The sequence below is a fragment of the Achromobacter sp. GbtcB20 genome, from assembly GCF_019091095.1.
GTDB lineage: Bacteria > Pseudomonadota > Gammaproteobacteria > Burkholderiales > Burkholderiaceae_B > Achromobacter > Achromobacter mucicolens.
The window spans coordinates 1-21,253 of record NZ_JAGXJZ010000041.1 but is presented as its reverse complement, the minus strand read 5'-3'; the positions used below and the strand labels follow the sequence as shown (position 1 = coordinate 21,253).

Genomic DNA, 21,253 nt, shown 5'->3' with positions numbered 1-21,253 from the left:
ATATTCTCATGTGTGTTTTTAGTTGCCGAGCCCTGCATCAACCTACTTTTTCTAGGGGATTTCTGCTGGCACGCAGTTCATCACTTCACTCTTTTGGCGATGTGTCGATGACTGCTCGTCGTCTTGGCCGGAGCATCCGAGCAGACTCAGCGCGGAGAGAAAAATCAATCTGGCGAGTTTCATATTCTGCGATCGTTCCTTTGACGTAGAAACAACGCTGGCCGGCCCACGGGTCAGCGCTAGCGTGCAATACCGAATAGAAGACTTCGGCTGCTAACGACAGTTAGGTAACGGCAACATTCAGCGCATTTTTAGAGCCTCCGCGTGATTTGTCGCTCCGCATGGCCAGCGGGGAGCTAGAGCCTTGGCGTCATAAACCGCGCATGAGACCCGGAGATCACCTCGAGCCGGCTGTTTGGATTTTCATCTTTCAAAATGAGATTTGATGAGAGCCGGTGGGTATGTGGGTGAAACTCGGGGAGCCCGTGGGCACACCCTGTGGTCAAGCGTGTGGGCAGGCAGAGCCTGTCCACCGTTTGTCCATCAGCGGTTGTCCACGGGTTGAGCGCAGCGAGCCGCGTGGTCGCGCAGCGATCATCCACATATCCACGGGTTCGATGAACGTCTTTGGACTTGATGGTTTAGCGGCTAAACACGTGGCACAACTGTCCAAGTGTGTTCTCCGCGCTTACCAATTTGGGTCTTGATCGTCTCCGTCGGGGCGGTCTGCCCCAGGGCTTCGACTGACTGGCTGGACTGCGGGCGGAGCACCTGTCTGCTTTCGGCCACAATCGGACATTCGCCTCAGCACTAGAGTCCAGGCTTCCTACCGGGGTTTCGGGCCCCATGCGCGTTGTTTCCGGGACTAGGCTCGACCAACTCCCGGCATTCGAGATCTTGCGGTCAGTCCGCCGGATGCTTCTTTTCAGTCGTCATAGCCAGTCCAGCCTTTCGCCATGCTTCTATCCCTCCCACGAGATACCGCGCAGGGATACCCCTTGCGTTGAGCGCCAACGCGATGCTTCGGCTGACTTCGTGGCCATGTACGCAATAGACCACGACAGGCCCGGACTTGTCGAAATTGCGCATCCATTCCGTAGGCTGCGCAGGGTCTTGCCACTCAGAGCCCGCAACCCTCTCGCAAGAAAGGGAAAATACCGCGCGCCGTCGCACGTCCAGAATTGCGATTGCGCCCACCGCCGCTGCTTCGGGTGCTTGGATTTCCATCCCTAAGCTCGCTTCGTCTATCGCCCGGGCATACCGTGAGGCGACGACACGCCATTGGATTTCGGCCATAAACGAGTCGACGTAGGCAGCTGCCTTCGCACCAAAGTCGATGTGATAGGCGTGCTCGTACATGTCTAGTGCGAGCAATGTCGAAGCACCAGCCAATAGCTGGGTGTGATCTCCGGCCCAGTGATTGACCAACTTGGCGTCACGCGAGGACCACGCGAGGATCGCCCAACCGGATCCCCCACTCATCGCTCTTGCTAGAGAGGTGAATTCAGCGCTCCACTGATCGACAGACCCAAAATCGCGCTCCAATGCGACGGAAAGCCCTCCTGCGGGGAGTACCCCATCACCTCCTAGAACTTCAAAGTAGGCCTCGTGCAGAAACACGGAGTTAGCTGCGAGCAACTCCTCTCGCTTGGCGCCCACGAGCGAAAAGGCCGGCGTTGATTCCCAACGCGACTCCTCCATTTTTTTCCTAATAGCGTTCAATCGTGCCAGCGCGCCCAGGTAGTTGTTGTCATAGTGGCTGCGCACAAGCTTTCCACTCAGCCCAGAGATCCGTTCTGAATCCACGAGGAGCGGCTTTGCCATCAGTTCCATGATGACTCTCCTTTTGCTATTGCGCCTAACACGTTAGGCCGCTCTACCACTCTCGGACGCATAGTTCCAAGTGTGTGTTTCGCCGCGCGCGTGGCGGCACCAAGCGTACAATGCGTCGTAGACCACCATGCCGTGTTCGAGCATCTGATGGTCGTCAGGGAAATTCCGAGACAGCCCGAGCGATACGGCCAGAAGACCGGCGCATTGGGGCGCAAGATCCAATCTGTCGGTATCCGCCCCGCGTACGATCACCGCCAAGTCCTTAAGACTTGCGTCGTGCAGTTCGTATTTATCCAGGAATGTGTCAAAGCTGCATCGCTCCCCGACGTGCGTCAGGGTCACTCCTGGGATGTCGTACGGCACAGCTCCCGTTGCTTCGGCCTCGCTCAGCACGCGGTCGGCCGGGACATACAGGAACTCGGGTTCTTTATCGATGTACCGGCTAATCAGCCAAGGACAGGCTATACGGTCAATCTTCGGATGCTCCCGCGTAATCCATTTCATGGCACCACCTCATAGGGTGAGTTTCAGGATAAGGCCAATGACGGCGCAAGCCGCAATGACCTCGATCACACCGCGTTTGAACTTAAACAGCGCGATGGCGGCGCCCAGCGCGATCAACGCCGAGCCCAGTTCAAAGCGTCCTGCCAAGCCCTCCGGCCACAGGACGTGATAGCCAAAAAACACCGCCAGATTGAGAATGACGCCGACAACCGCCGCGGTGATCGCAGTAAGTGGCGCGGTGAACTTCAGGTCTTCTTTTGTCGCCTCAACCAGAGGGCCGCCGGTCAGAATGAATAGGAACGACGGTAAGAAGGTGAACCAGGTGACGATCGTCGCAGCCAGCGCGCCAGCCAGGAATAGCGTCTCCGGGCCCAATAGCGCTTTGGCGTACCCGCCGACGAATCCAACAAAAGCAACCACCATGATGAGCGGGCCAGGTGTGGTCTCTCCCAGCGCCAGGCCGTCGATCATCTGGATCGGCGTGAGCCACGCATAGGTGTCCACAGCACCTTGATAGATGTACGGCAGCACTGCGTAAGCGCCGCCGAAAGTAAGGAAAGCAGCTTTCGTGAAGAACCAGCCCATCTGCGTATATGCACCATGCCAACCGTAGACAGCGGTCAGTACACCCATGGGCGCGCCCCACATCAATGCACCTATTCCTACGATGGCCGCCAACCGCGGCCAACGAAACTTGGCATGGCTGGGCGTGGGGGTGTCATCATCAATCAACGCGGGGCCGAAACCTGAGGCGCCTGAGCCATGCCGCGCGCCGGTACGAAAGTACTCGGGCCATTTCTTGCCGCCTACGAAGCCGGCCAATGCCGCCACTGCGACGATCAGCGGGAATGGCACGTTCGCAGCGAAGATGGCCACGAAAGCCGCCGCAGCGATGCTCCAAAGAATGGGATTTTTCAGTGCGCGCGAGCCGATCCGGTGCGCCGCGTGCAGGACGATGGCCGTGACGGCTGGCTTGATTCCATAGAACAGTCCAGCGATGACGGGAACGTCGCCCCAAGCCACATATACCCATGACAATCCGATCAGAATGAATAGCGAGGGAAGCACGAAAAGGCCCCCTGCAACCACTCCACCCCAGGTCCGGTGCAGCAGCCATCCGATATAGGTGGCCAACTGCTGGGCTTCTGGACCGGGCAACAACATGCAGTAGTTCAGCGCGTGCAGAAACCGGCGCTCGCTGATCCAGCGACGCCGCTCCACCAGTTCGGTGTGCATGATGGCGATTTGCCCAGCGGGCCCGCCAAAGCTGATGAAGCCTAATTTCAACCAGAACCAAAGCGCCTGACGAAAGCTGACGGGCTGTGGCGCTTCCAGGGGAACCGAGCTTTCCAAAGGTGGCGTCCCCGCCTCTTGCAATCGGCTACTCATTTCCTGCCCCCTTTGCAAAGCTGGCCGCCAAGCCGTCAAAAATGCCACTGGCTAAGGCAAACAACTGGTCGTCATCAGTGATCGTCTCGCGCAAGCCAGCCAAGACCTGCTCCACGCCTGCAGCTTCCGCGGGTTGCACGCCACCAACGTCCAGGTAATGAATGATCGATCCCAACCGATCCAGCGCCGGACTTTGCAAGCCAAACGCAGCCAAGAGCGTCTCGAACGTCACCTTGACGCCGACATGGGAAAAGGTCGCGCCATCGAAGTCGAAGCTCAGTGCGTCGTCCGGACAATCCGCCGGCGATTGAAGCCATAGAAAACGGGCGTCCGGGTCGATGAACCTCCGAATCAGCCAGGCGCTAGCCAACCGATCCACCCACGGGCGCGCACGCGTGGCCCAGTGGCGGCCCCGGTATTCAGCGGCCGACAAGCGAGGAATCGCCCCGTTCGCCGGATGGGGCTCGTCGGGCGACAGCGCACGATTCGCCCCCTCTTCCAACTCTTTCAGCGCGGCATCCGCTTGCCGCTGGGCTTCGGCAGGGAAAAAGTCGATGGCCGCAATCTGAACGAACCGTTTGCGCAGCTTGCGGGTTTGCTTGAGCGTGTCCATAGCGCTGTCGGGCGTCAACAAGCCATGCACTTGCGCGGCCTCCTTCATCAGCTCGGCATAGTCCGCCGAGCGGTCGAAAAGCGCCTGATACTCGCTTTCCTCATCAACATCCATCGTTGTTTGAAGCAGATGGGCCGTGCCCCCGTTGTCTCGCACTTCGCGCCCTATGGTTGCCAAGGTGTCCTCGCCGTCCTGCCTAGGCAGAAGGTAGACACCGTCGCGCAAAACAGCGGCGCCACATGCCTTCAAGGCGCGCCAGGCGCGCATGCGCGCCGTAGCGTTTTCGGTAGGCAAGGAGAGGACGAGAGTTAGCCAGTTCATGAGCAAAGCGTACATCCAAGAAGTCATAAACGCTACATAAATGTAGATATATCAACACAACAATATTCGTGTGCCGATGCAACAGTTTCCACGTACTAGTCATGGTTTTTGCCTGCACATCCCCCCCTGGGGGATACTATCGGTGCATGACGACATCGACTCCTCACCACCACCATGACGCCATCGCTAAGCGACTCAAGCGCGCCGAAGGCCACTTGCGGAGCATCTTGCAGATGATGGAAGAGCATCGTCCCTGCCTGGACCTTGCCCAGCAGTTGCACGCGGTCGAAAAGGCGATATCCCAGGCCAAGAAAGTTCTCATTCAAGACCATATTGACCATTGCCTGGAAGATGCGGTGGGCGAACTCAACGACGAACGTCGGCGCACCATCGACGAGTTCAAAGAAATCACGAAGTACCTCTAGCGGAAGCAACCATGCTGTCATTCTCCGACCTCCTCGCGCAGGGCGCCTCTCACGCGTGGCTGTTCATTCCAAGCGCCATACTTCTTGGCGCGTTGCACGGACTTGAGCCCGGGCATTCCAAAACGATGATGGCGGCGTTCATCGTCGCAATACGAGGAACGGTTGGCCAAGCCGTGTTGCTTGGGGTCACAGCAACCATCTCGCACACCTTGATCGTGTGGGGAATCGGGCTTGGAGGGATGTACTTGTGGCAGGGTGTAGATGCCGAAGGCCTGGAACCCTACTTCCAGCTGGCATCAGGGTTGATCATCGTGCTGATTGCCGCCTGGATGCTCTGGCGCACTTGGCGCGAACAACACGCGAACGATCCGCACGACCACGATCATGGTCATTCGCACGAGGCGCATGCTCATGGCGAAGCGCATCGGGAAATCGACACGGGCCATGGCCGGGTAGTTTTAGAGGTCTTCGAAAACCGAGTCCCACCGCGCTGGCGTTTGCGGACCCTCAATGGGCAAGCGTGGCGCGCCGCCGACGTCAACGTCTCCATAGAACGTCCGGATGGCTCGGTACAGAGTTTTGCTTTTGTCGATCGTGGCGGATACCTGGAGTCCGTCGACGAGATTCCGGAACCCCATCAGTTCATGGCGCGGTTGACCTTGAGCCACGGACATCATGCGCACAGCTATGACGTTGCCTTTGTCGAAAACGATGCCCATCAGCACGACCACATTCACGAGGAGCTCCGTGGGTTGGACGTGTCGGGAGAAGGCTTTCAAGACGCTCACCAATTGGCGCATGCGAACGACATCCGGCGTCGCTTTGCGGACAAGAACGTCACCAACTGGCAGATCGCGCTGTTCGGACTGACGGGCGGGCTCATTCCCTGCCCTGCCGCAATCACCGTGCTGTTGCTGTGCCTGCAACTCAAGGAATTCACGTTGGGCGCAGTTCTCGTGCTGTGTTTTTCCATCGGTTTGGCGATCACGCTTGTCACGGTCGGCGCCGTTGCGGCCTTGAGCGTACGGCATGCGACAAAACGGTACAGCTGGTTCTCCACAGTGGCGCGTCGTGCCCCGTATCTCTCCAGCCTATTGATCATCGCCGTCGGCATCTATGTGGGGTTGAACGGTTGGATCGGCATGCGCGCCTTGCATGCGTAGGATTAACTGAATCAAGGAACAAGAATGCTAAGCATCCTTGCCAACAGAACGTATCGCCACTTGTTCACCGCGCAAGTGGTTGCATTGGTAGGCACCGGCCTCGCCACGGTCGCTCTTGGTCTACTGGCCTACGATCTTGCGGGCGCCAGCGCTGGCGAGGTGCTGGGCACCGCACTGGCAATCAAGATGCTGGCCTACATCGGCGTCGCGCCTATCGCGGCTGCCTTCGCTGAGCGCCTGCCCAGACGAGCCATGTTGGTCGCCTTGGATCTTGTACGCGCACTCGTCGCGCTGACGCTTCCCTTTGTCACGCAAACGTGGCAGATCTATATCCTCATATTTCTGCTCCAATCCGCGTCTGCGGCATTCACGCCGACTTTCCAAGCCACCATCCCGGACGTGTTGCCAAAAGAGGCAGACTACACACGGGCGCTTTCGCTTTCCCGGCTAGCGTATGACCTGGAGAGTGTCGCCAGCCCAATGTTGGCGGCACTCCTGCTGACTGTCGTGAGCTTTCACAGCCTGTTTTGGGGCACCATGGTGGGTTTCCTGGCCTCGGCCGCACTTGTGGTTTCGGTCGTGCTGCCCAAAGCGAAAGCCCCTCCCCCCCGCGGCATATACGAACGGACAACGCGCGGCTTGCGCATTTATCTGGCCACCCCGCGTCTTCGCGGCCTTCTGGCACTGAACGTGGCCGTCGCTGCCGCCAGCTCAATGGTAATCGTCAACACGGTGGTGCTCGTGCAAGGGCGCTATGGACTCACGCAACACGCAACTGCGTGGGCGCTCGCGGCGTTTGGCGCCGGCTCCATGGTGGCGGCTTTAACGCTTCCAGGCATTCTGGAGCGCGTCCCCGACAGGCGTGCCATGTTGGCGGGTGCCGCCGTCCTGGCAGTTGGCTTATTGGGCGGCATGGCCGTGACGTCATATGGTGGGCTGTTGCCCTTGTGGGTAGCGTTGGGGCTAGGCTACTCCCTGGCTCAGACGCCGTCCGGCCGGTTGCTACGGCGTTCAGCCCATCAAGAGGATCGCCCTGCGCTTTTTGCAGCACAGTTCGCGTTGTCGCACGCCTGCTGGCTTGTCACCTATCCGCTTGCGGGTTGGCTAAGTGCCAACGCCAGCGCTCGCACAACATTCCTCATCATGGGCGGTGTTGCGTGCGCAGCCGTTGCCGTGGCGGCGACAATCTGGCCATCGCACGATCCGAACCGGGTCAAACACCAGCATCCAGACCTCGGTCCAGGTCACCCGCACCTTACGGTCGACGAACATGGAGCGACCGAAGATCATTCGCATGAATACATCGTGGACGATGATCACCGCCGGTGGCCTGACCGACCCAAGTAGCGATAGCGACTTTGCCGCCGATTTCGGTTTTCGTATCTTTTCTATACAAACATGATTAAATGTTAATCGCCGTCCATAAGGGACTGCTCTAGAGAGGAGATCGATTATGAAGAAGCTCGCTTTGGCTGTTATCGCTATGCTGGTCTCGGTATCCGCATTGGCACATAGCGGCGGCACCGATAAGAATGGTTGCCACCGAGACAACAAAAATGGCGGCTCGCACTGCCATTGAAACCTTGAAAGGCCCGGGGACGGCGACCATGCTGCCCCCGGAGAGGGGCGGGATAGGACCCGGTTTCGGACCCAAATCCTTACGAAATTGTAAGTTGACCCCATCCCCCCCGCTAGGATACGATCTGTACCAGATCTAACCCGATTTTCGGCCTACAGCGTTAGACGAATCTCGGAGTACCGCTTCCCGTTCTATGCCCCTTCCCATCAAAAAGGCCGTTTCATTACTGCTGTTTGCCGCAATGCTGGCGAGCACGGTACTGCTCGGCTGGGGAACAGGTTGGGTCGCTCATAGCGACAGTCATGGAGAGACTCTTGTGGTCTCGGACGCCGAGCGTCATGCCGGCGACGAGGCGGCGCCGGGTCAGCTTACCGACACGCAGCATCAGCTTCTACATGAAGCGTCTCACCATCCCTTTGGCCTTGTGCCAGCAGTTGCACAAACGCTTCTTCTACCCCACCTAACGGCGCACCCGTCTCTGGCACGACCCCAGGTGCCAAGCTTGGCCATTGCGCCGCCGCTGCGTCCTCCTCGCAGCGCACTCCCTCTCTGATTTTCATGCCCGCAAAGGGCTGATTGTTCAATTCGCTCGCGGCGACAAGAAGCCGCGCGAGCGTTGCTGCGCCTGTCTGGCGCCTTAGAGAGTCTCATGAAAAACCTATCGGCCACGGAGCGCTGCCGCGCTCGCTTGTGCCTTGTCGGCTGCCTGTTCGTGTATTCGGCTGCATTCGCGGCAGATCGACCGGCCGCTTTTGGTGTCGCGGACGACCAGATTGCCGCACTCGGGATCACGTTATTGCCGTTGTCCTCGGCTTCACCGCAGGTTAAGACGGCTTATCCCGCTAAAGTCGTGATGCCGCCGAATGCCGACCGGGTCATCAGTTCGCCAGTTTCAGGTCTGCTTACACAGATCCTCGCCCTGCCCGGCCAAGCGGTAGACGAAGGAACGCCGCTCCTCACCGTCGCGAGCAGCGAATACGGCCAACTGCAGCTCGACATGATCCAGAACCAGGCCAAGACGTCGCTCGCGCGCCAGAATTTCCAGCGCGAACGTAGCCTGTATGCCGAGGGCATCATTCCGCAACGACGGGTGCAGGAAGCTAACGCCGCCCTTCGTGAGGCAGAGGCGGCTCTGCTTCAAGCTCAGGCGGCATTGCGCTTGACTGGCATGACAGTGTCCGAGATACAAAGCCTTGAGAAATCGGCCGCGCCCCAATCCACGTTGACGGTGCGCGCCGGCCACAAGGGCGTAGTCAACGCGATCACCGCGCGTCCGGGCCAACGGATCGACACGACATCGCCCCTTGCAGAAATCTCCAGCACCGAAACCCTTTGGCTGCAGATTCAAGTACCAGCGACGGAGCTCGTGTCGTGGACGGAAGGTTCACAAGTGACCGTCCAAGGGCGTGAAGTAACGGCCCGCCTTATCAGCAGCGCAGCAATCGTAGACGCCGGGTCGCAGACCGTTACCGTGCGCGCTGAAGTGGAAAAATCGGCCACGCCCCTACGCCCTGGCGAGATCCTGAGCGCGGAGCTTGCATCGAGCGAAGGACCGAAAGGATGGAGTATTCCACTTGCTGGCATCGCGCATGACGGAAAGAACGCCTATGTCTTTGTTCGAAGCAAGGACGGCTTTGAAGCTCGCCCAGTCCAATTGCTGGCCAGCGCGGGGAACGTTACGCGAGTGTCCGGTGCCCTGAAGGATGGCGATCAGATCGCGACAGCAGGCGTCGTCGCCTTGAAGGGCGCTTGGTTGAAGAACGGGGAGAAGGAGTGATGCTCCAACGCCTAGTTCAGTTTTCGCTCTCGCAGCGGCTCTTTATCCTGATCTTGGTCGCGATCCTCTCCGGAGCCGGTTGGTATGCGTACCGAGGGCTGCCTATCGACGCCTTTCCTGACGTATCGAGTACTCAGGTAAAGGTGATCATGAAAGCCGCGGGCATGACACCAGAGGAGGTCGAAAACCGCATCGCAGTACCCATTGAAGTGGAGATGCTTGGCATACCAAACACGCGCATCCTGCGGTCGGTGACCAAGTACGGGTTGGTTGACGTGACGATCGATTTCGAGGACGGCACCGATATTTATTGGGCGCGGCAGCAGGTCAGTGAGCGGCTTGGAGGGATTCTAGAGAATCTTCCGCCGGGCATCGAAGGTGGCATGGCCCCAATCACAACCCCCTTAGGTGAAATGTTCATGTTCACCGTCGAGGGCGACTCCCTAACGCTCGCAGAGCGACGGAGCTTATTGGATTGGGTGATCCGTCCTGCACTACGCTCAGTGCCTGGTGTAGCGGACATCAACGCACTGGGTGGCGTAGTACGCGCTTTCGAAATCGTGCCGGACGCCCTGCGCATGGCCGCAGCCGGTGTCACAACTGAGCAGTTACGCGACGCCGTCTCCGCCAACAACCGCAACGACGGCGCCGGACGCCTGGGCGAAGGCGGCGAGGTACTGCTAGTTCGAAGCGAAGGAAATGTTCGAGATTTAGACGACCTCCGTGCAATCGTCGTGCCTTCGGCAAACGGCAAATCCCTGCGTCTGGGAGATCTCGCCGAAGTCAAAGTGGGAACCGTCACACGATACGGCGTGGTCACGCAAGACGGAAAGGGTGAGGCCGTGCAGGGTCTGGTTTTAGGACTTGCCGGCGCCAATGCACAACGTGTAGTCGAAGGCGTCCAGGCAAAACTGGCAGAGCTTCAGCCGACCCTCCCTGCTGGAGTGACGATCAAGCCATTCTATGACCGCGCATTGCTAGTCGATCGAGCGGTGGGAGCCGTCTCGAAAGCGTTGCTCGAAGCCACCGCGCTGGTAATCGTGCTGCTTGGCGCATTTCTTGGGAATCTGCGAGCCGCCCTTACCGTCGCCTTGGTATTGCCGCTGGCAGCATTAAGCACCTTCATCCTCATGCGTTTTTTTGGCATGTCCGCCAACTTAATGAGCTTGGGGGGCCTGGCGATCGCCATCGGCATGTTGGTAGATGCCGCAGTCGTGGTAGTTGAGAACATCGTCCAACGCATCGCCAGTGACCCCACTGCAGGAAAGGTCCCGCGACTCCATACGATCTATCGAGCGGTAAGAGAAGTTTCCGTTCCGGTGACCGCCGGCATTCTCATCATCATCACGGTATTTCTCCCGTTGCTGACGCTACAAGGCCTTGAAGGAAAGTTCTTCGTACCTGTCGCGATCTCCATCGTATTTGCACTAGCGGGATCGCTGGTTCTTTCGCTCACCGTGATTCCCGTTCTGTCCTCCTACCTGTTGAAAGAGGTCAGCCATCACGAGCCTTGGCTACCCCGCAAACTGCTTGGCTTGTATGAGCCCACTCTTGAGTGGGTAATGAAGCGACAGAAACTCGTTGCCGGTTGCGCAATCGCAATGTTGCTCGGCGCCGCAGTCATCTACACCCAGGTCGGCAAGACGTTTATGCCGACGATGGATGAAGGTGACCTGATTGTCGGTATCGAGAAACTTCCCTCCATCAGCCTTGAAGAAAGCGCCCAGCTGGATATGCGCATTCATCAAGCTCTGATGACCTCGCTGCCTGAAATCACGGGCATCGTGGCTCGTGCCGGATCCGACGAGATTGGGCTTGATCCGATGGGTTTGAATCAGACCGACACGTACCTTCTTCTCAAGCCGCGGGACGAGTGGCGTATGGGCAGCAAGGAAGCGCTCATGGATGAAATCCGCAAGGTCCTAGATCCCATGCCCGGCATCGAGTACAGCTTCACGCAGCCGATCGAAATGCGCGTATCCGAAATGATCATCGGCGTTCGCGGAGACCTTGCCGTCAAGATCTATGGGCCCGACCTGGATGAGCTCAACCGCTACGCTCAAGAAGTCGAGTCGGTACTGAAAACGGTTCCCGGGAACCAAGACGTTTACACGGTTCAAAACGACGGCGTGCAGTATCTGCAGGTGAAGGTAGATCGGGTGCAAGCCGGGCAGTTTGGACTATCGGTCGAGGCGATTCAGGACGCGCTTCGCGCTCAGATAGAAGGCCAACGTGCCGGCGAAGCGATCGAAGGCAACCGTCGAACTCCAATCGTCGTCCGCGGTCCAGAAAGCACCCGAATGTCCCCCGCCGAGTTTGCGGCCATGCGTCTAACCACGCCCGATGGCAGAACGGTGCCTTTGTCTACGCTCGCCAAGCTGGAACGCGAAGCCGGGCCGGTCAAGATCGATCGCGAGATGGGCAGCCGATATAGCGTCGTGATCGCCAACGTCGGCGGCCGCGACCTGGTCGGATTCGTTGAAGAGGCCAAGGCGCTGGTGGCCAGCAAAGTTCCGTTGCCGACCGGCTATCGAATTTCCTGGGGCGGGCAGTTTGAAAATCAGCAGCGCGCGGCGGCTCGACTCACGGTTGTTGTTCCCGTAGCCCTGGGCATGATCTTCATTCTGCTGTTCTCAACGTTCAGGTCCGTGCGGCAGTCATTGCTCATCTTGAGCAACATCCCGTTCGCTCTCGTAGGCGGCATCGTAGCGCTCTGGCTTACCGGCGAATACCTGTCGGTGCCCGCTTCTGTCGGCTTCATTGCGCTTCTTGGGATCACCGTACTCAACGGTGTCGTTCTCGTCAGCTACTTCAACCAGTTGAGGCTGGAAGGTCTTTCTTTGCGGGAAGTGGTAGTACAGGGAGCCAAACGACGCCTGCGGCCAGTTCTGATGACGGCCTCGATCACCGCCTTCGGGCTCATTCCCCTGTTGTTTGCGACTGGCCCTGGATCTGAGATTCAGCGCCCTCTGGCTATCGTCGTCATCGGCGGCTTGATTACCGCCACAGCGCTCACCCTCTTACTCCTTCCGATTCTCTACCTGCGCTTCGCATTCAGCAAGCGAGGAGACGCCAATGTTTGAAACTTGCCTCACCATTCTCTGCACGCCTTCAGTCGAAGAAGGCATACAGGATCTTCTTCTCGTGATGGAGCCGTCGCCCGTATTCATCCGCCAAACAGCGGCCGCGCATGGAGTCGCTTTTGGCGCGCTGAGCCAGGCGGAACAGGTCTTGGGACGCGCGGCGGCCGTAGAGATCCGGGTGTTGTGCGACCACCAGCAGGCGGACGAGATAGAAGAACGGCTTAGCGCCACATTCGGAAAATCGGGATTGCTCATGTGGCGCACCGCGGTTGCTCAGTCCGGAGGGCAGAAATGATAAAGCCTCATATTTTTGCTGCTGTACTCGTCGCAACGATGCCTGCGCAAGCGAAATCGCCAGCGCAACCAGACGTCAAAATGCCGGACACGATGCAGGTCCGCGAGCTGCTTAACAAGGATCCGGCAGTAGCCGCGGCGATCGCGAACTTACGTGTTGCCCGCAGCGCGGCCGGAATTCTTGAGGATTCTCCCTATGAGTGGACACCATCCGTTAGCGCGCAGCGCCGCAATGTGAACACCGGAGAACACTACAACGAATGGAACATCGGTGTGGACAGAGGGATTCGTCTTCCCGGGAAAGCGAACGCGGATCGGGAGCTCGCCGGCGGCGTGCTCAGCGAGGCTCGAGCCAAGTACCGAGCACAAATACACAACTCCGCCACTGAACTTATGAGGCTCTGGGTCGACTGGCTGCACGCTGAAGCGGCAAATCGCCTTGCCCAGACCAACTATGAGACCGTGCAAAAAAGCGTGCAGGCTGTCGAAAGGCGTGTGAAGGCCGGCGACGCCTCTCGACTGGACTTGGGATTGGCGCAAGCCGAGCTGGCAGATCAAAACCGACAACGTAGCCAGGCCGCCATGCTTGGCGATATTGCGTGGTCCCGCCTGTCCATGCGCTTTCCAGGCATTGAGCGCAAACCGACCGAACTGCCCCTACCTGAAAAATTGCCGCAAGATGATGTCGAGCTTCGGACTCGAATCATCGACGCAAGCGAGGATCTTCAGATTGTCCAGACTCAATTGGCCCAATCCCAAGCGGCTGCGGCCCGAGCGCGAGCCGAACGCGTTCCCGATCCAACCGTAGGTATATATACCGCCTCCGAACGCGGCGGCGCCGAACGTTATTGGGGTGTGCGCGTCAGCATACCTATCCCCGGAGGCGCGCGGATAAAGCGTGCCGATCAAGCGGCGGCCAGCGCGGATGTTTCGTATCAAGGACTTGAACTCAAGCGTCGCCAACTCGACGTCGAAGCATCAAGCGACATCGCTGCAGCCCGCGGGACTTTGTTGACCGCCGAAGTCGCTCGCCAGAACGCGGAAATGCTATTGAAGAATGCCGCGTTGATGCAGCGCGCATACAGCCTCGGCGAGGTCGACCTGCAGAGCCTGCTGATCGCGAAACGTCAGGACACCGGAGCGACTGCCAGCGCATTGGCGGCCCAAGCCGAGGCGTTGAAAGCGGCCTACAAGCTGAAGATAGATGCGCATCTGATCTGGGATCTCGACAAAGACTGAGCCTCCAAGCGCCGTCGCTTCCTAGAGGAGCGCGGCGAAGGACTCATTCCAGGAAAATCATGATGAAGATTCTCTACACAAATTTTCATGTCGGACCCAACGTCAGCGGTCATGCCATATACATCTCTCGCCTGGCGCAAAATCTGGTGGGGCGCCACTCTATCAGTGTGGCCGCGCCACCAGGGTGCGCACTTTTACGACTTGCGGCGGACATTCCGAATGTCCGCACTTACCCCATAGAGTTTTCATCTCGCATCTACCGGATGCCCGCTCCGGCAAGAAAGCTGCGCGCCCTGCTCGAACGCGAGAATTTCGATGTAGTACACGTTAACGGATCTGCTGATCACAAGCTGGTTATCTTGGCGTCTCTTTTCTTGAAGCAACGACCAAAGATTGTTTTTACGAAGCACAACGATCAGCCCATATCTGCGCTGAGCGCGCGTATCCGTACATGGTTAGGCACCGATCACGTGATTGCCGTATGCGATCACGTCCGCAGGAAGCTCGCAAAGACGGCATACGCGAACGCCGGCATATCCACGGTATTCAACGGCGTAGATACGAGAGCCTTTCGCCCATCTAGCGGGAAGGACAAATTCGGTATGAGAGCGCGCTACTTCGGCAAAGAGCTTGCTGGCCGCATCGTGCTGGGAAGTAACGCAGGGACGGGCGAGTACAAGAGCTGGATGGACATGATCCGCGCTGTTGCCCGCTTGCCTCTGGCAGTGCGGGAGCGCTTCCATGTAGCGGTCGCAGGGGGCCCGATATCCAGCACCGACCTTGCGGAAATACGAGGGCTGGGCATGGAAGGTCGATTTAGCTATGTGGGAATACTCGATGACGTTAGACCGTTCATTTCTGCGATCGATGTGGGCTTTGTTCTATCTCACCGGGTAGAGACTATCTCTTTCGCATGCCGTGAAATGATGGCCTGCGGAAAGCCCGTGATCGTCACTGAGTACGCTGGCCTACCCGAGAATATTACCCGCGGCATCGACGGCTGGGTGGTCCCCCCACGCTCCCCGGATTCAGTCGCAGCCTTGCTTACCGAGATCGCAGGGCAGACGTTCGACCTCTTTGACATGGGCGTCGCAGCGCGAAGAAAGGCGGAAGCCGAATTCGATCAGATTGACTTTATCCACGGTACCCAACGTGTCTATGTGGAACTGGTTTTCCCCACCCCAAGACGGCACGAATTGAGCGGCGCCAATGGATAGAGCTGAAGGTCGGCGTCAGCGTGCACGGTGTTTTTTTGATGCTGGTAAATGTCACTGCACCTGGATTGATGTCTGGAGAAGACGCCGCTTCGAGGGCTAATCTCAAGCTTATCTCAACCGATCACACCGCCTACCCTGCTCCGCGATTGAAATTGACCCATGGAGTTAGAACATGAAACGGATTCTCTTCGTCTCGGCGTACGCTGCTGTCCTGACGGCGTGCACGAGCGCCCCAACCGAAGGATCTGGGTTAAGCCGAATAGAGGTGCGGGCTGACGTAGCGATGTGGCAGCGATCGGGCATGGACCATTTCTACCGCGGCCGGGGGCCAATCGACGTCTTCAGCCCGGCGTATCGCCGTAGCTATGCGGAATACCAGCGCCTGAAAAATGGCCCGGAGTATCAGGCTGAAGTGGAAAGACTACGGGCGGAAGCCGCCTCGAAAGTCACAGACTAAGTCACGAAAACGGCGACATGGGGCTATCGGCCTACAGATACTTCGTGATTTCCTTGAATTCGTCGATCGTACGCTGACTCTCCGCACTGATCGCCCCAATCGCACTCTCAAGACAGTGATCGATGTGATCCTGTATCAGCACTTTTTTTGCCTGAGAAATGGCCTTCTCCACAGCCTGCAGCTGCTGGGCCAGCTCTAAACAGGACCTACCATCTTCCATCATCTGCAAAATGCTGCGCAGATGGCCGTCGGCTCGCTTTAACCGCTTGGAGACCGCATCGTGATGATGGTGTGGCTGTAGGGGGCTTGCTTTGCTCATGATGGAAGCATCATACACAGAAACATGCTGGAGCATTTGGTGCCAGCGCTCCCCCCACATAAGCTCGGCACGCCTGGACTCTCACTCTTTTACAGACCAGCTCCTTCGGGACAGCCAGCAGCGACGTCGCCTCGTGTCACATAGGTTCGCTTGGCTATTCGGTAAACGGACGCCGGGGGGAGATTACGAGCCACAAAGCTGACCAGACTGAAAGATAGTTCGAATTTGTCGAGAACCGATTGCGAGACGGGGCAACGAAATCCATAGGTGAACAAATACAAAGCACCCTGAGGCACCATGACGTCAAAGACCGTCCGAAGAAGCCGCTCGTGCTCTAGAGCACTCATGTTCAGCAATGGCAAGCCGCAGACCGTGGTCGAAACTTCCTTGAGTTCGGGATGCAGGACCGGACATAAATCCTGAGCAAGCACTTGAAGTACGGTAGCGTCAGGGAATTGAACCTTCAGCCCTTGGCTCAAGGTAGCGTCCCGCTCTACCAAGATGAGCCTTGCCGGCGAGACACCTTTCCGCAGGATCTCTCGGGTGAACACGCCTGTGCCGCATCCAAGCTCCAGGATTCTCCCGGGCCCCGGCTGCACCGACGCTGTTATCGCAGCGGCAAGCGCAGCGCTTGAAGGCAGTACGGCGCCCATTGATAGAGGATTAGAGATCAATGCGGAGAGGAATTCCTTCGTTTCTGTCAACCAAGTAGCTAATGGGTTCCTAGACTGCGCGGAGATTGGGCGCGCCCGAGAGCGGCGAGAGTTCATGAACGGGATTTCCGATTGATTGTGGCCCCTGCCACAACCGGAGAACAAAATGGTGCGGCACTTTCGGGCAGATATACGGCCACGGCCGGCCTAGGCAGGCAGAGGCGAATGGCGGCGAAGTGGCGGACGGGAAACGGAGAAATTTCCCACCCGCCGGTAGACTACCGGTTAAAGAACGCGTCGAATTTCCGCGTAGTCCCCATTGGTCTTTAGAGTGACGGTCACTGTGTCGCCGTTCCGATTGCGCCAGAACCAGCCATGGTTTCCGTCGAAAGCAGCTTCCAGTACACCGTCATCGGCGTCCACACCCCGCCCCTTTTCGTAGCTGATGGACTTTCCTTTGGTGTCTCCGTGCGTATCGAAGTTGACCGATCCGCCTTTCGATGCCCAGCTGAATTTGGCCTGTGCGCCTTCCTTCATGACGAGCTTGATTTCCGCGCCCTGTCCGGGCGCGAGCTGGAAGGACACTTCGTCAGATCGTCCCGCCATTTTTTTGGAGGCAGCGGCTCCCGATGATGCGGTTACAGCTGGCGGCGTAGTCGATACGGGCTGCGTGTTCGCCGGCACAGTTGGGGCAGGCTTCACAGGCGTTGCTGGCGCGTCTGAAGCCCCCGGAGCAGCAAGACCTGCTGCCGTTGCATTCGGGATGGCACCACGAACGAGCAGAGTCTCTATGCGCTCGAGCCGATTCAAAACAGCCTTTTGATCGGCTCCGCCGGAAGCGCTTGCGCCATCGCTGGCCGCGTCAGCGGCGGCTTCCGCAGCCAACTGAGTCTTGATCTGGCCCATTTCTGTCAGACCCAACAGGCGCCCGATGCGAGTGGGATCTATACCGTATTCAGACGGAAGCACGATGGTGACCAACAGGAATGCGGCGCTGACGGCAGCAATAAACGTGGACCGTTTTAGTTGCGCGGACGTTGGCAGTTCTTCGCGCGTGGGCTTATCGGTGTTGTACATGTCAGGGAATCCTTGAATTTCAGGCCACAAACAGGCCGGTAAGTTGGTAGCCAATCAGGACGAATCCAGCACACATCATCACGACGTTGGCAGAGTACGCGTGGCGGAAGAAGCTGTCGGTCCGACGCCAGTAGCCCATGACGATGAGAATCGCGGACAGGGCGAGCAATTGGCCGATTTCGACACCGACGTTAAACGCAAGCAGGTTTGGCACCAGCCCGTCTGGCGAGATGTTGTATTCGATGATCTTTGACGACAGCCCGAAGCCATGGAAGAAGCCAAATATCAATGTGGCTGCCTTCGTATTGGGCTGGAAGCCCAACCATCGTTGAAAGGCTCCCATGTTGTCGAGCGCCTTGTACACGACGGATAGCCCAATGATCGCGTCAATGACGTAGCTGTTGATGCCCACGTTGAAGTACACGCCCAACAACATCGTCGTGGAGTGTCCAAGGGCAAACAGACTGACGTAAAGGCCAATGTGCTTGAGCCGATACAGGAAGAAGATGACGCCAAGCAGGAAGAGGATATGGTCATAGCCCGTGACCATGTGCTTGGCACCCAGGTAGATGAACGACATCAGGTGAACGCCTGAAATCTCCTGGATGTACCCCTTATCTCCTTCTGCCACGGCGTGGCCAAACGCGGCTCCGCTTAGAAGGGAAAGGGCGAAAAAAAGCAGTAGGGATGAGACGAGCAGGTGGCCGCGTGTTGCGCGCGCAAGCGTCTGCCCGTATCGATGAGCGATAGCGGTCATGCGAGTATCCATTAGTCGATGAGTTTGGCCGCTGATGCGGCACGATTACAGGGCGACTACGGGTCTCGGTGGACGGTCTAGCAAAAATGGGGTGTGCGAAAGCGGCAAGCCAACCCGGCGGGTCTGCCATGATCGCTGGCGATAGGTGAGCGGCGCTGATGAAGAAGCAACCAAACCCGTTGCGTCGTGCGAATGATCGGCCTGGTTGTGGCCGTGCGAGTGCTTTGCATCCGGGTTTCCCGCTTGTGAAGCGGTCAATGTCGGGTCGTCATGTTCGTGCACGTGACCATGCAGTCCGCCTTCGACGCCCCAGCCCGACTGGCCAGCAACCGCAGCGAATAGTTGATCCGGTGCGCTGGTGGTCGGGAGTACGAACACAATCATCGCGATGAACGCGATGACGTGTCGGATAAGGCGTAGATGAAACGGCAAAAGTGTCAATGACGCGATGGTCGAGCTGTAGTGGTCCAGACTAGGCGCGCCCGCGCGGGGCGTTGCACCAACCGCCGAATTATATCCTCCCCCACAGGATTTGACGAACTGCAAGGGATGTCTGCTCCGCGGCGCGAAAGGGATCACATATGCGAACATAAAACATGTTATATCATTGCAAATATTTGGTACCTGTCACCTAGCTATGACCACAGAACCGGCGAACATTTGATGGCCCGCATCTGCCTTGATTTCCTTGACCTGACACTAGGTTATAGCGGCAAGCCTGTCGTCGATCACGTCAATGGAACCTTACAAACCGGGTCTCTGACTGCGATGGTTGGCCCAAACGGGGCAGGAAAGTCGACCCTCCTGAAAGGTATCGCAGGCATTCTCCGCCCCATCTACGGCAAATGCACAACCCGCGAAGCCACCCGGATCGCATACTTACCGCAAGAAGCCGAGCTTGATCGCTCATTCCCAGCACGTGTAATCGATCCGGTGTCGCTCGGCCTATGGCCGCGCTGCGGTTTTGTAGGTGGTACGTTGTACTCAGGCACCCTCACCGACGCCTCAGGCCCCGCAGCCAGCTACATCGACATGATGCGACACAACGTTGCCACTATCCAGGCAGCGGCCCTCGGGACGAACGCGCGCCCATGACTAGCGCACGCGGTAGCCGCGCAAGCGGGCAGCCCCTCCAGGACATTAATGAGGTCTAGACCCTGCGGTTCGGTGCGACCGGCATCTTTGGGATACCGGTCGGTACATGTGGCCTGCCTATCTGGATAGGACAGGGTGGGAGCTGCGCTCCTTACGGAACTAAACGTTCTTCGGCTGATCTATTCAGCCTTCAGTAAGAACTGATCGACCAACATTAGGATGCATCGCCATGTTAGGAATCGGAATTGCTTTGGCAATATTGGTCGGCGTATGCTTTTACGCTGCGCTTAGCTCGCGCAGAGCCGGATGTGACCGTCGCGACTCGTTGGTAATGGCGGGAATTGGGGGGCCTCTCCGCTGGAGGGAGCCTCCATTTCCTCATATGAGGTCGTTCTCCGGTAGACGTTAAAAGCCCACACTTAGGTTCGGAAGAACTTTACGTTTTCTGAACCTCACTAATTCACAGCGCACAAAAGCGGATCCCGCGAAGGGTGCCTACCACCGCAGCGTCGATCTCATGCCCGATGATCGCAGAGCGCGGATGTGGCTGCGGACCAGCTCCCCGTCTGAGGTGCTAACTCCTTCGCATGCTAGGGGCCCGCCCGCCCTGCGAATACGACATGTCCGGCTAGTGGCCGCTTCGGGTCGTCATCGGCCGGTCAGCAAGGACGACTCTCGGCCAGAAGCGGTCGTGCGCCCACGTGCTACAGAAGCATTTGTCGGAGTAAGGCTGAAACGCACGACCTCGATATGGTGCAAGCACTGAGGTCAATTCTCCCGACATACATGCGCTATCCTGTACTCCTTCATTCTCAAGCAGGTCCCCCAGATGAGATTGCGACGACTCCAGGCAACCGATGCTGACGTTATTCTGGCGCTAGAGGCAGACGCCGAGGTGATGCGGCACAGCACAGGTCTGATCCACCCGACGCCGGAACGACGAGAAGCGCTGCTTGCATATATCGCGGCAGACCACGGCGAACTGGGCCACTGGGCAGTGACCTCCGCTGGTAGCACGGCCGGATGGATAAGTCTCACGCCTCTGGCGGGCACCACACGCATACAGGTCGCGTACCGATTGGCACGAGCGCACTGGGGCAAGGGCTTGGCGACCGACGCGCTCCGGCAGGCCTGCGACTACGCGAAAAGCCATTTGCTTCTAAAAGACCTGGTCGCTGTCGTTTGGCCTGCTAATTCTAGGTCGCAGCGGCTCCTAGAACGATCGGGATTCAACTTCGAGTGTGAGACACATCACTACGGCCGAGACGTGATGCTATACGTTCGTCCACTTTGAATGCAGGCCGTTATCCGAAGCTATCGTGCTTGCCGAGCGGACTCGCAATGCAGAAACGGCGCTTGTTGAGTTGTGGCAAGAATTGCCGTTTATTAATGTTCACTTCAATCTCCTACTGCGATTTAGAGCTGGCTGACTGAAAGCGGGGGAAGGTAATGCGGATT

21 protein-coding genes are annotated in these 21,253 nt (G+C 58.1%); 12 read left to right on the top strand and 9 right to left on the bottom strand.

Annotated elements, in window-relative coordinates; genetic code table 11:
• Positions 1-903 precede the first annotated feature (903 nt).
• The 4 genes from KVT32_RS26985 to KVT32_RS26970 are packed head-to-tail and all read right to left on the bottom strand — an operon-like array spanning position 904 to position 4,660.
• Complete coding sequence (locus tag KVT32_RS26985; protein ID WP_076468624.1) at positions 904-1,833, bottom strand: Fe-Mn family superoxide dismutase; 930 nt, start codon at positions 1,831-1,833, stop codon at positions 904-906.
• A gap of 33 nt (positions 1,834-1,866) precedes the next feature.
• A complete protein-coding gene (locus tag KVT32_RS26980) occupies positions 1,867-2,337 on the bottom strand; it encodes a chromate resistance protein ChrB domain-containing protein (protein WP_076468622.1) in 471 nt (156 codons plus the stop codon).
• 9 nt (positions 2,338-2,346) lie between these two features.
• Positions 2,347-3,726 (bottom strand): chromate efflux transporter, encoded by a 1,380-nt coding sequence (gene chrA, locus KVT32_RS26975; protein ID WP_217619091.1) that lies wholly within the window; start codon positions 3,724-3,726, stop codon positions 2,347-2,349.
• Entirely contained in the window at positions 3,719-4,660 is a 942-nt protein-coding gene (locus KVT32_RS26970) for a chromate resistance protein ChrB domain-containing protein (protein ID WP_217619090.1), read from the bottom strand. Before KVT32_RS26970 ends, chrA begins: the two co-directional genes overlap by 8 nt.
• 146 nt (positions 4,661-4,806) lie before the next feature.
• On the opposite strand from KVT32_RS26970, the gene KVT32_RS26965 reads away from it, so the two are divergent.
• From KVT32_RS26965 to KVT32_RS26920, 10 genes are all read left to right on the top strand, one after another.
• Entirely contained in the window at positions 4,807-5,085 is a 279-nt protein-coding gene (locus KVT32_RS26965) for a metal-sensing transcriptional repressor (RefSeq protein ID WP_217619089.1), read from the top strand.
• A gap of 11 nt (positions 5,086-5,096) precedes the next feature.
• Positions 5,097-6,248 carry a nickel/cobalt efflux transporter gene (locus KVT32_RS26960; RefSeq protein ID WP_217619088.1) on the top strand — a complete coding sequence of 384 codons (1,152 nt, stop codon included), beginning with the start codon at positions 5,097-5,099 and terminating at the stop codon, positions 6,246-6,248.
• A 24-nt stretch (positions 6,249-6,272) separates the two neighbouring features.
• A complete protein-coding gene (locus KVT32_RS26955; RefSeq protein WP_217619087.1) occupies positions 6,273-7,595 on the top strand; it encodes an MFS transporter in 1,323 nt (440 codons plus the stop codon).
• 106 nt (positions 7,596-7,701) lie between these two features.
• Complete coding sequence (locus KVT32_RS26950; protein WP_127185740.1) at positions 7,702-7,827, top strand: YHYH domain-containing protein; 126 nt, start codon at positions 7,702-7,704, stop codon at positions 7,825-7,827.
• Positions 7,828-8,476: 649 nt separating this feature from the next.
• Positions 8,477-9,604 (top strand): efflux RND transporter periplasmic adaptor subunit, encoded by a 1,128-nt coding sequence (locus KVT32_RS26945; RefSeq protein WP_217619086.1) that lies wholly within the window; start codon positions 8,477-8,479, stop codon positions 9,602-9,604.
• Positions 9,604-12,687 (top strand): efflux RND transporter permease subunit, encoded by a 3,084-nt coding sequence (locus tag KVT32_RS26940; RefSeq protein WP_217619085.1) that lies wholly within the window; start codon positions 9,604-9,606, stop codon positions 12,685-12,687. Before KVT32_RS26945 ends, KVT32_RS26940 begins: the two co-directional genes overlap by 1 nt.
• Positions 12,680-12,982: a DUF3240 family protein gene (locus KVT32_RS26935; RefSeq protein WP_076469030.1), complete on the top strand. Its 303-nt coding sequence runs from the start codon at positions 12,680-12,682 to the stop codon at positions 12,980-12,982. The genes KVT32_RS26940 and KVT32_RS26935 overlap by 8 nt, the downstream gene beginning before the upstream one ends.
• A complete protein-coding gene (locus tag KVT32_RS26930; protein ID WP_217619084.1) occupies positions 12,979-14,220 on the top strand; it encodes a TolC family protein in 1,242 nt (413 codons plus the stop codon). Before KVT32_RS26935 ends, KVT32_RS26930 begins: the two co-directional genes overlap by 4 nt.
• 59 nt (positions 14,221-14,279) lie before the next feature.
• Positions 14,280-15,437, top strand: coding sequence for a glycosyltransferase (locus KVT32_RS26925; protein WP_238911490.1), 1,158 nt, complete (start codon positions 14,280-14,282; stop codon positions 15,435-15,437).
• A 172-nt stretch (positions 15,438-15,609) separates the two neighbouring features.
• Positions 15,610-15,894: a hypothetical protein gene (locus KVT32_RS26920; protein ID WP_217619083.1), complete on the top strand. Its 285-nt coding sequence runs from the start codon at positions 15,610-15,612 to the stop codon at positions 15,892-15,894.
• 31 nt (positions 15,895-15,925) lie between these two features.
• Here KVT32_RS26920 and KVT32_RS26915 read toward each other — a convergent pair whose 3' ends face one another.
• From KVT32_RS26915 to KVT32_RS26895, 5 genes are all read right to left on the bottom strand, one after another.
• On the bottom strand, positions 15,926-16,213 hold the full coding sequence (locus KVT32_RS26915; RefSeq protein WP_217619082.1) for a metal-sensing transcriptional repressor: 288 nt from the start codon (positions 16,211-16,213) through the stop codon (positions 15,926-15,928).
• Between the two features lie 89 nt (positions 16,214-16,302).
• Positions 16,303-16,692, bottom strand: a complete 390-nt coding sequence (locus KVT32_RS32225; protein WP_254637034.1) for a hypothetical protein — start codon at positions 16,690-16,692, stop codon at positions 16,303-16,305.
• A gap of 459 nt (positions 16,693-17,151) precedes the next feature.
• Positions 17,152-17,943, bottom strand: coding sequence for a transmembrane anchor protein (locus KVT32_RS26905; RefSeq protein WP_217619081.1), 792 nt, complete (start codon positions 17,941-17,943; stop codon positions 17,152-17,154).
• A gap of 19 nt (positions 17,944-17,962) precedes the next feature.
• Positions 17,963-18,700 (bottom strand): HupE/UreJ family protein, encoded by a 738-nt coding sequence (locus KVT32_RS26900; protein ID WP_081397462.1) that lies wholly within the window; start codon positions 18,698-18,700, stop codon positions 17,963-17,965.
• Positions 18,701-18,745: 45 nt separating this feature from the next.
• A complete protein-coding gene (locus KVT32_RS26895) occupies positions 18,746-19,246 on the bottom strand; it encodes a hypothetical protein (RefSeq protein ID WP_127185748.1) in 501 nt (166 codons plus the stop codon).
• Positions 19,247-19,363: 117 nt separating this feature from the next.
• Here KVT32_RS26895 and KVT32_RS26890 point away from each other — a divergent pair, with 117 nt between their 5' ends.
• Together KVT32_RS26890 and KVT32_RS26885 are read left to right on the top strand one after the other, a co-directional pair.
• Positions 19,364-19,795, top strand: coding sequence for an ATP-binding cassette domain-containing protein (locus KVT32_RS26890; RefSeq protein ID WP_217619080.1), 432 nt, complete (start codon positions 19,364-19,366; stop codon positions 19,793-19,795).
• 829 nt (positions 19,796-20,624) lie between these two features.
• The gene (locus KVT32_RS26885; RefSeq protein ID WP_217619079.1) at positions 20,625-21,089 is read left to right on the top strand and encodes a GNAT family N-acetyltransferase; all 465 of its coding nucleotides are present in this window, start codon (positions 20,625-20,627) and stop codon (positions 21,087-21,089) included.
• The last annotated feature ends 164 nt before the right edge of the window (positions 21,090-21,253 follow it).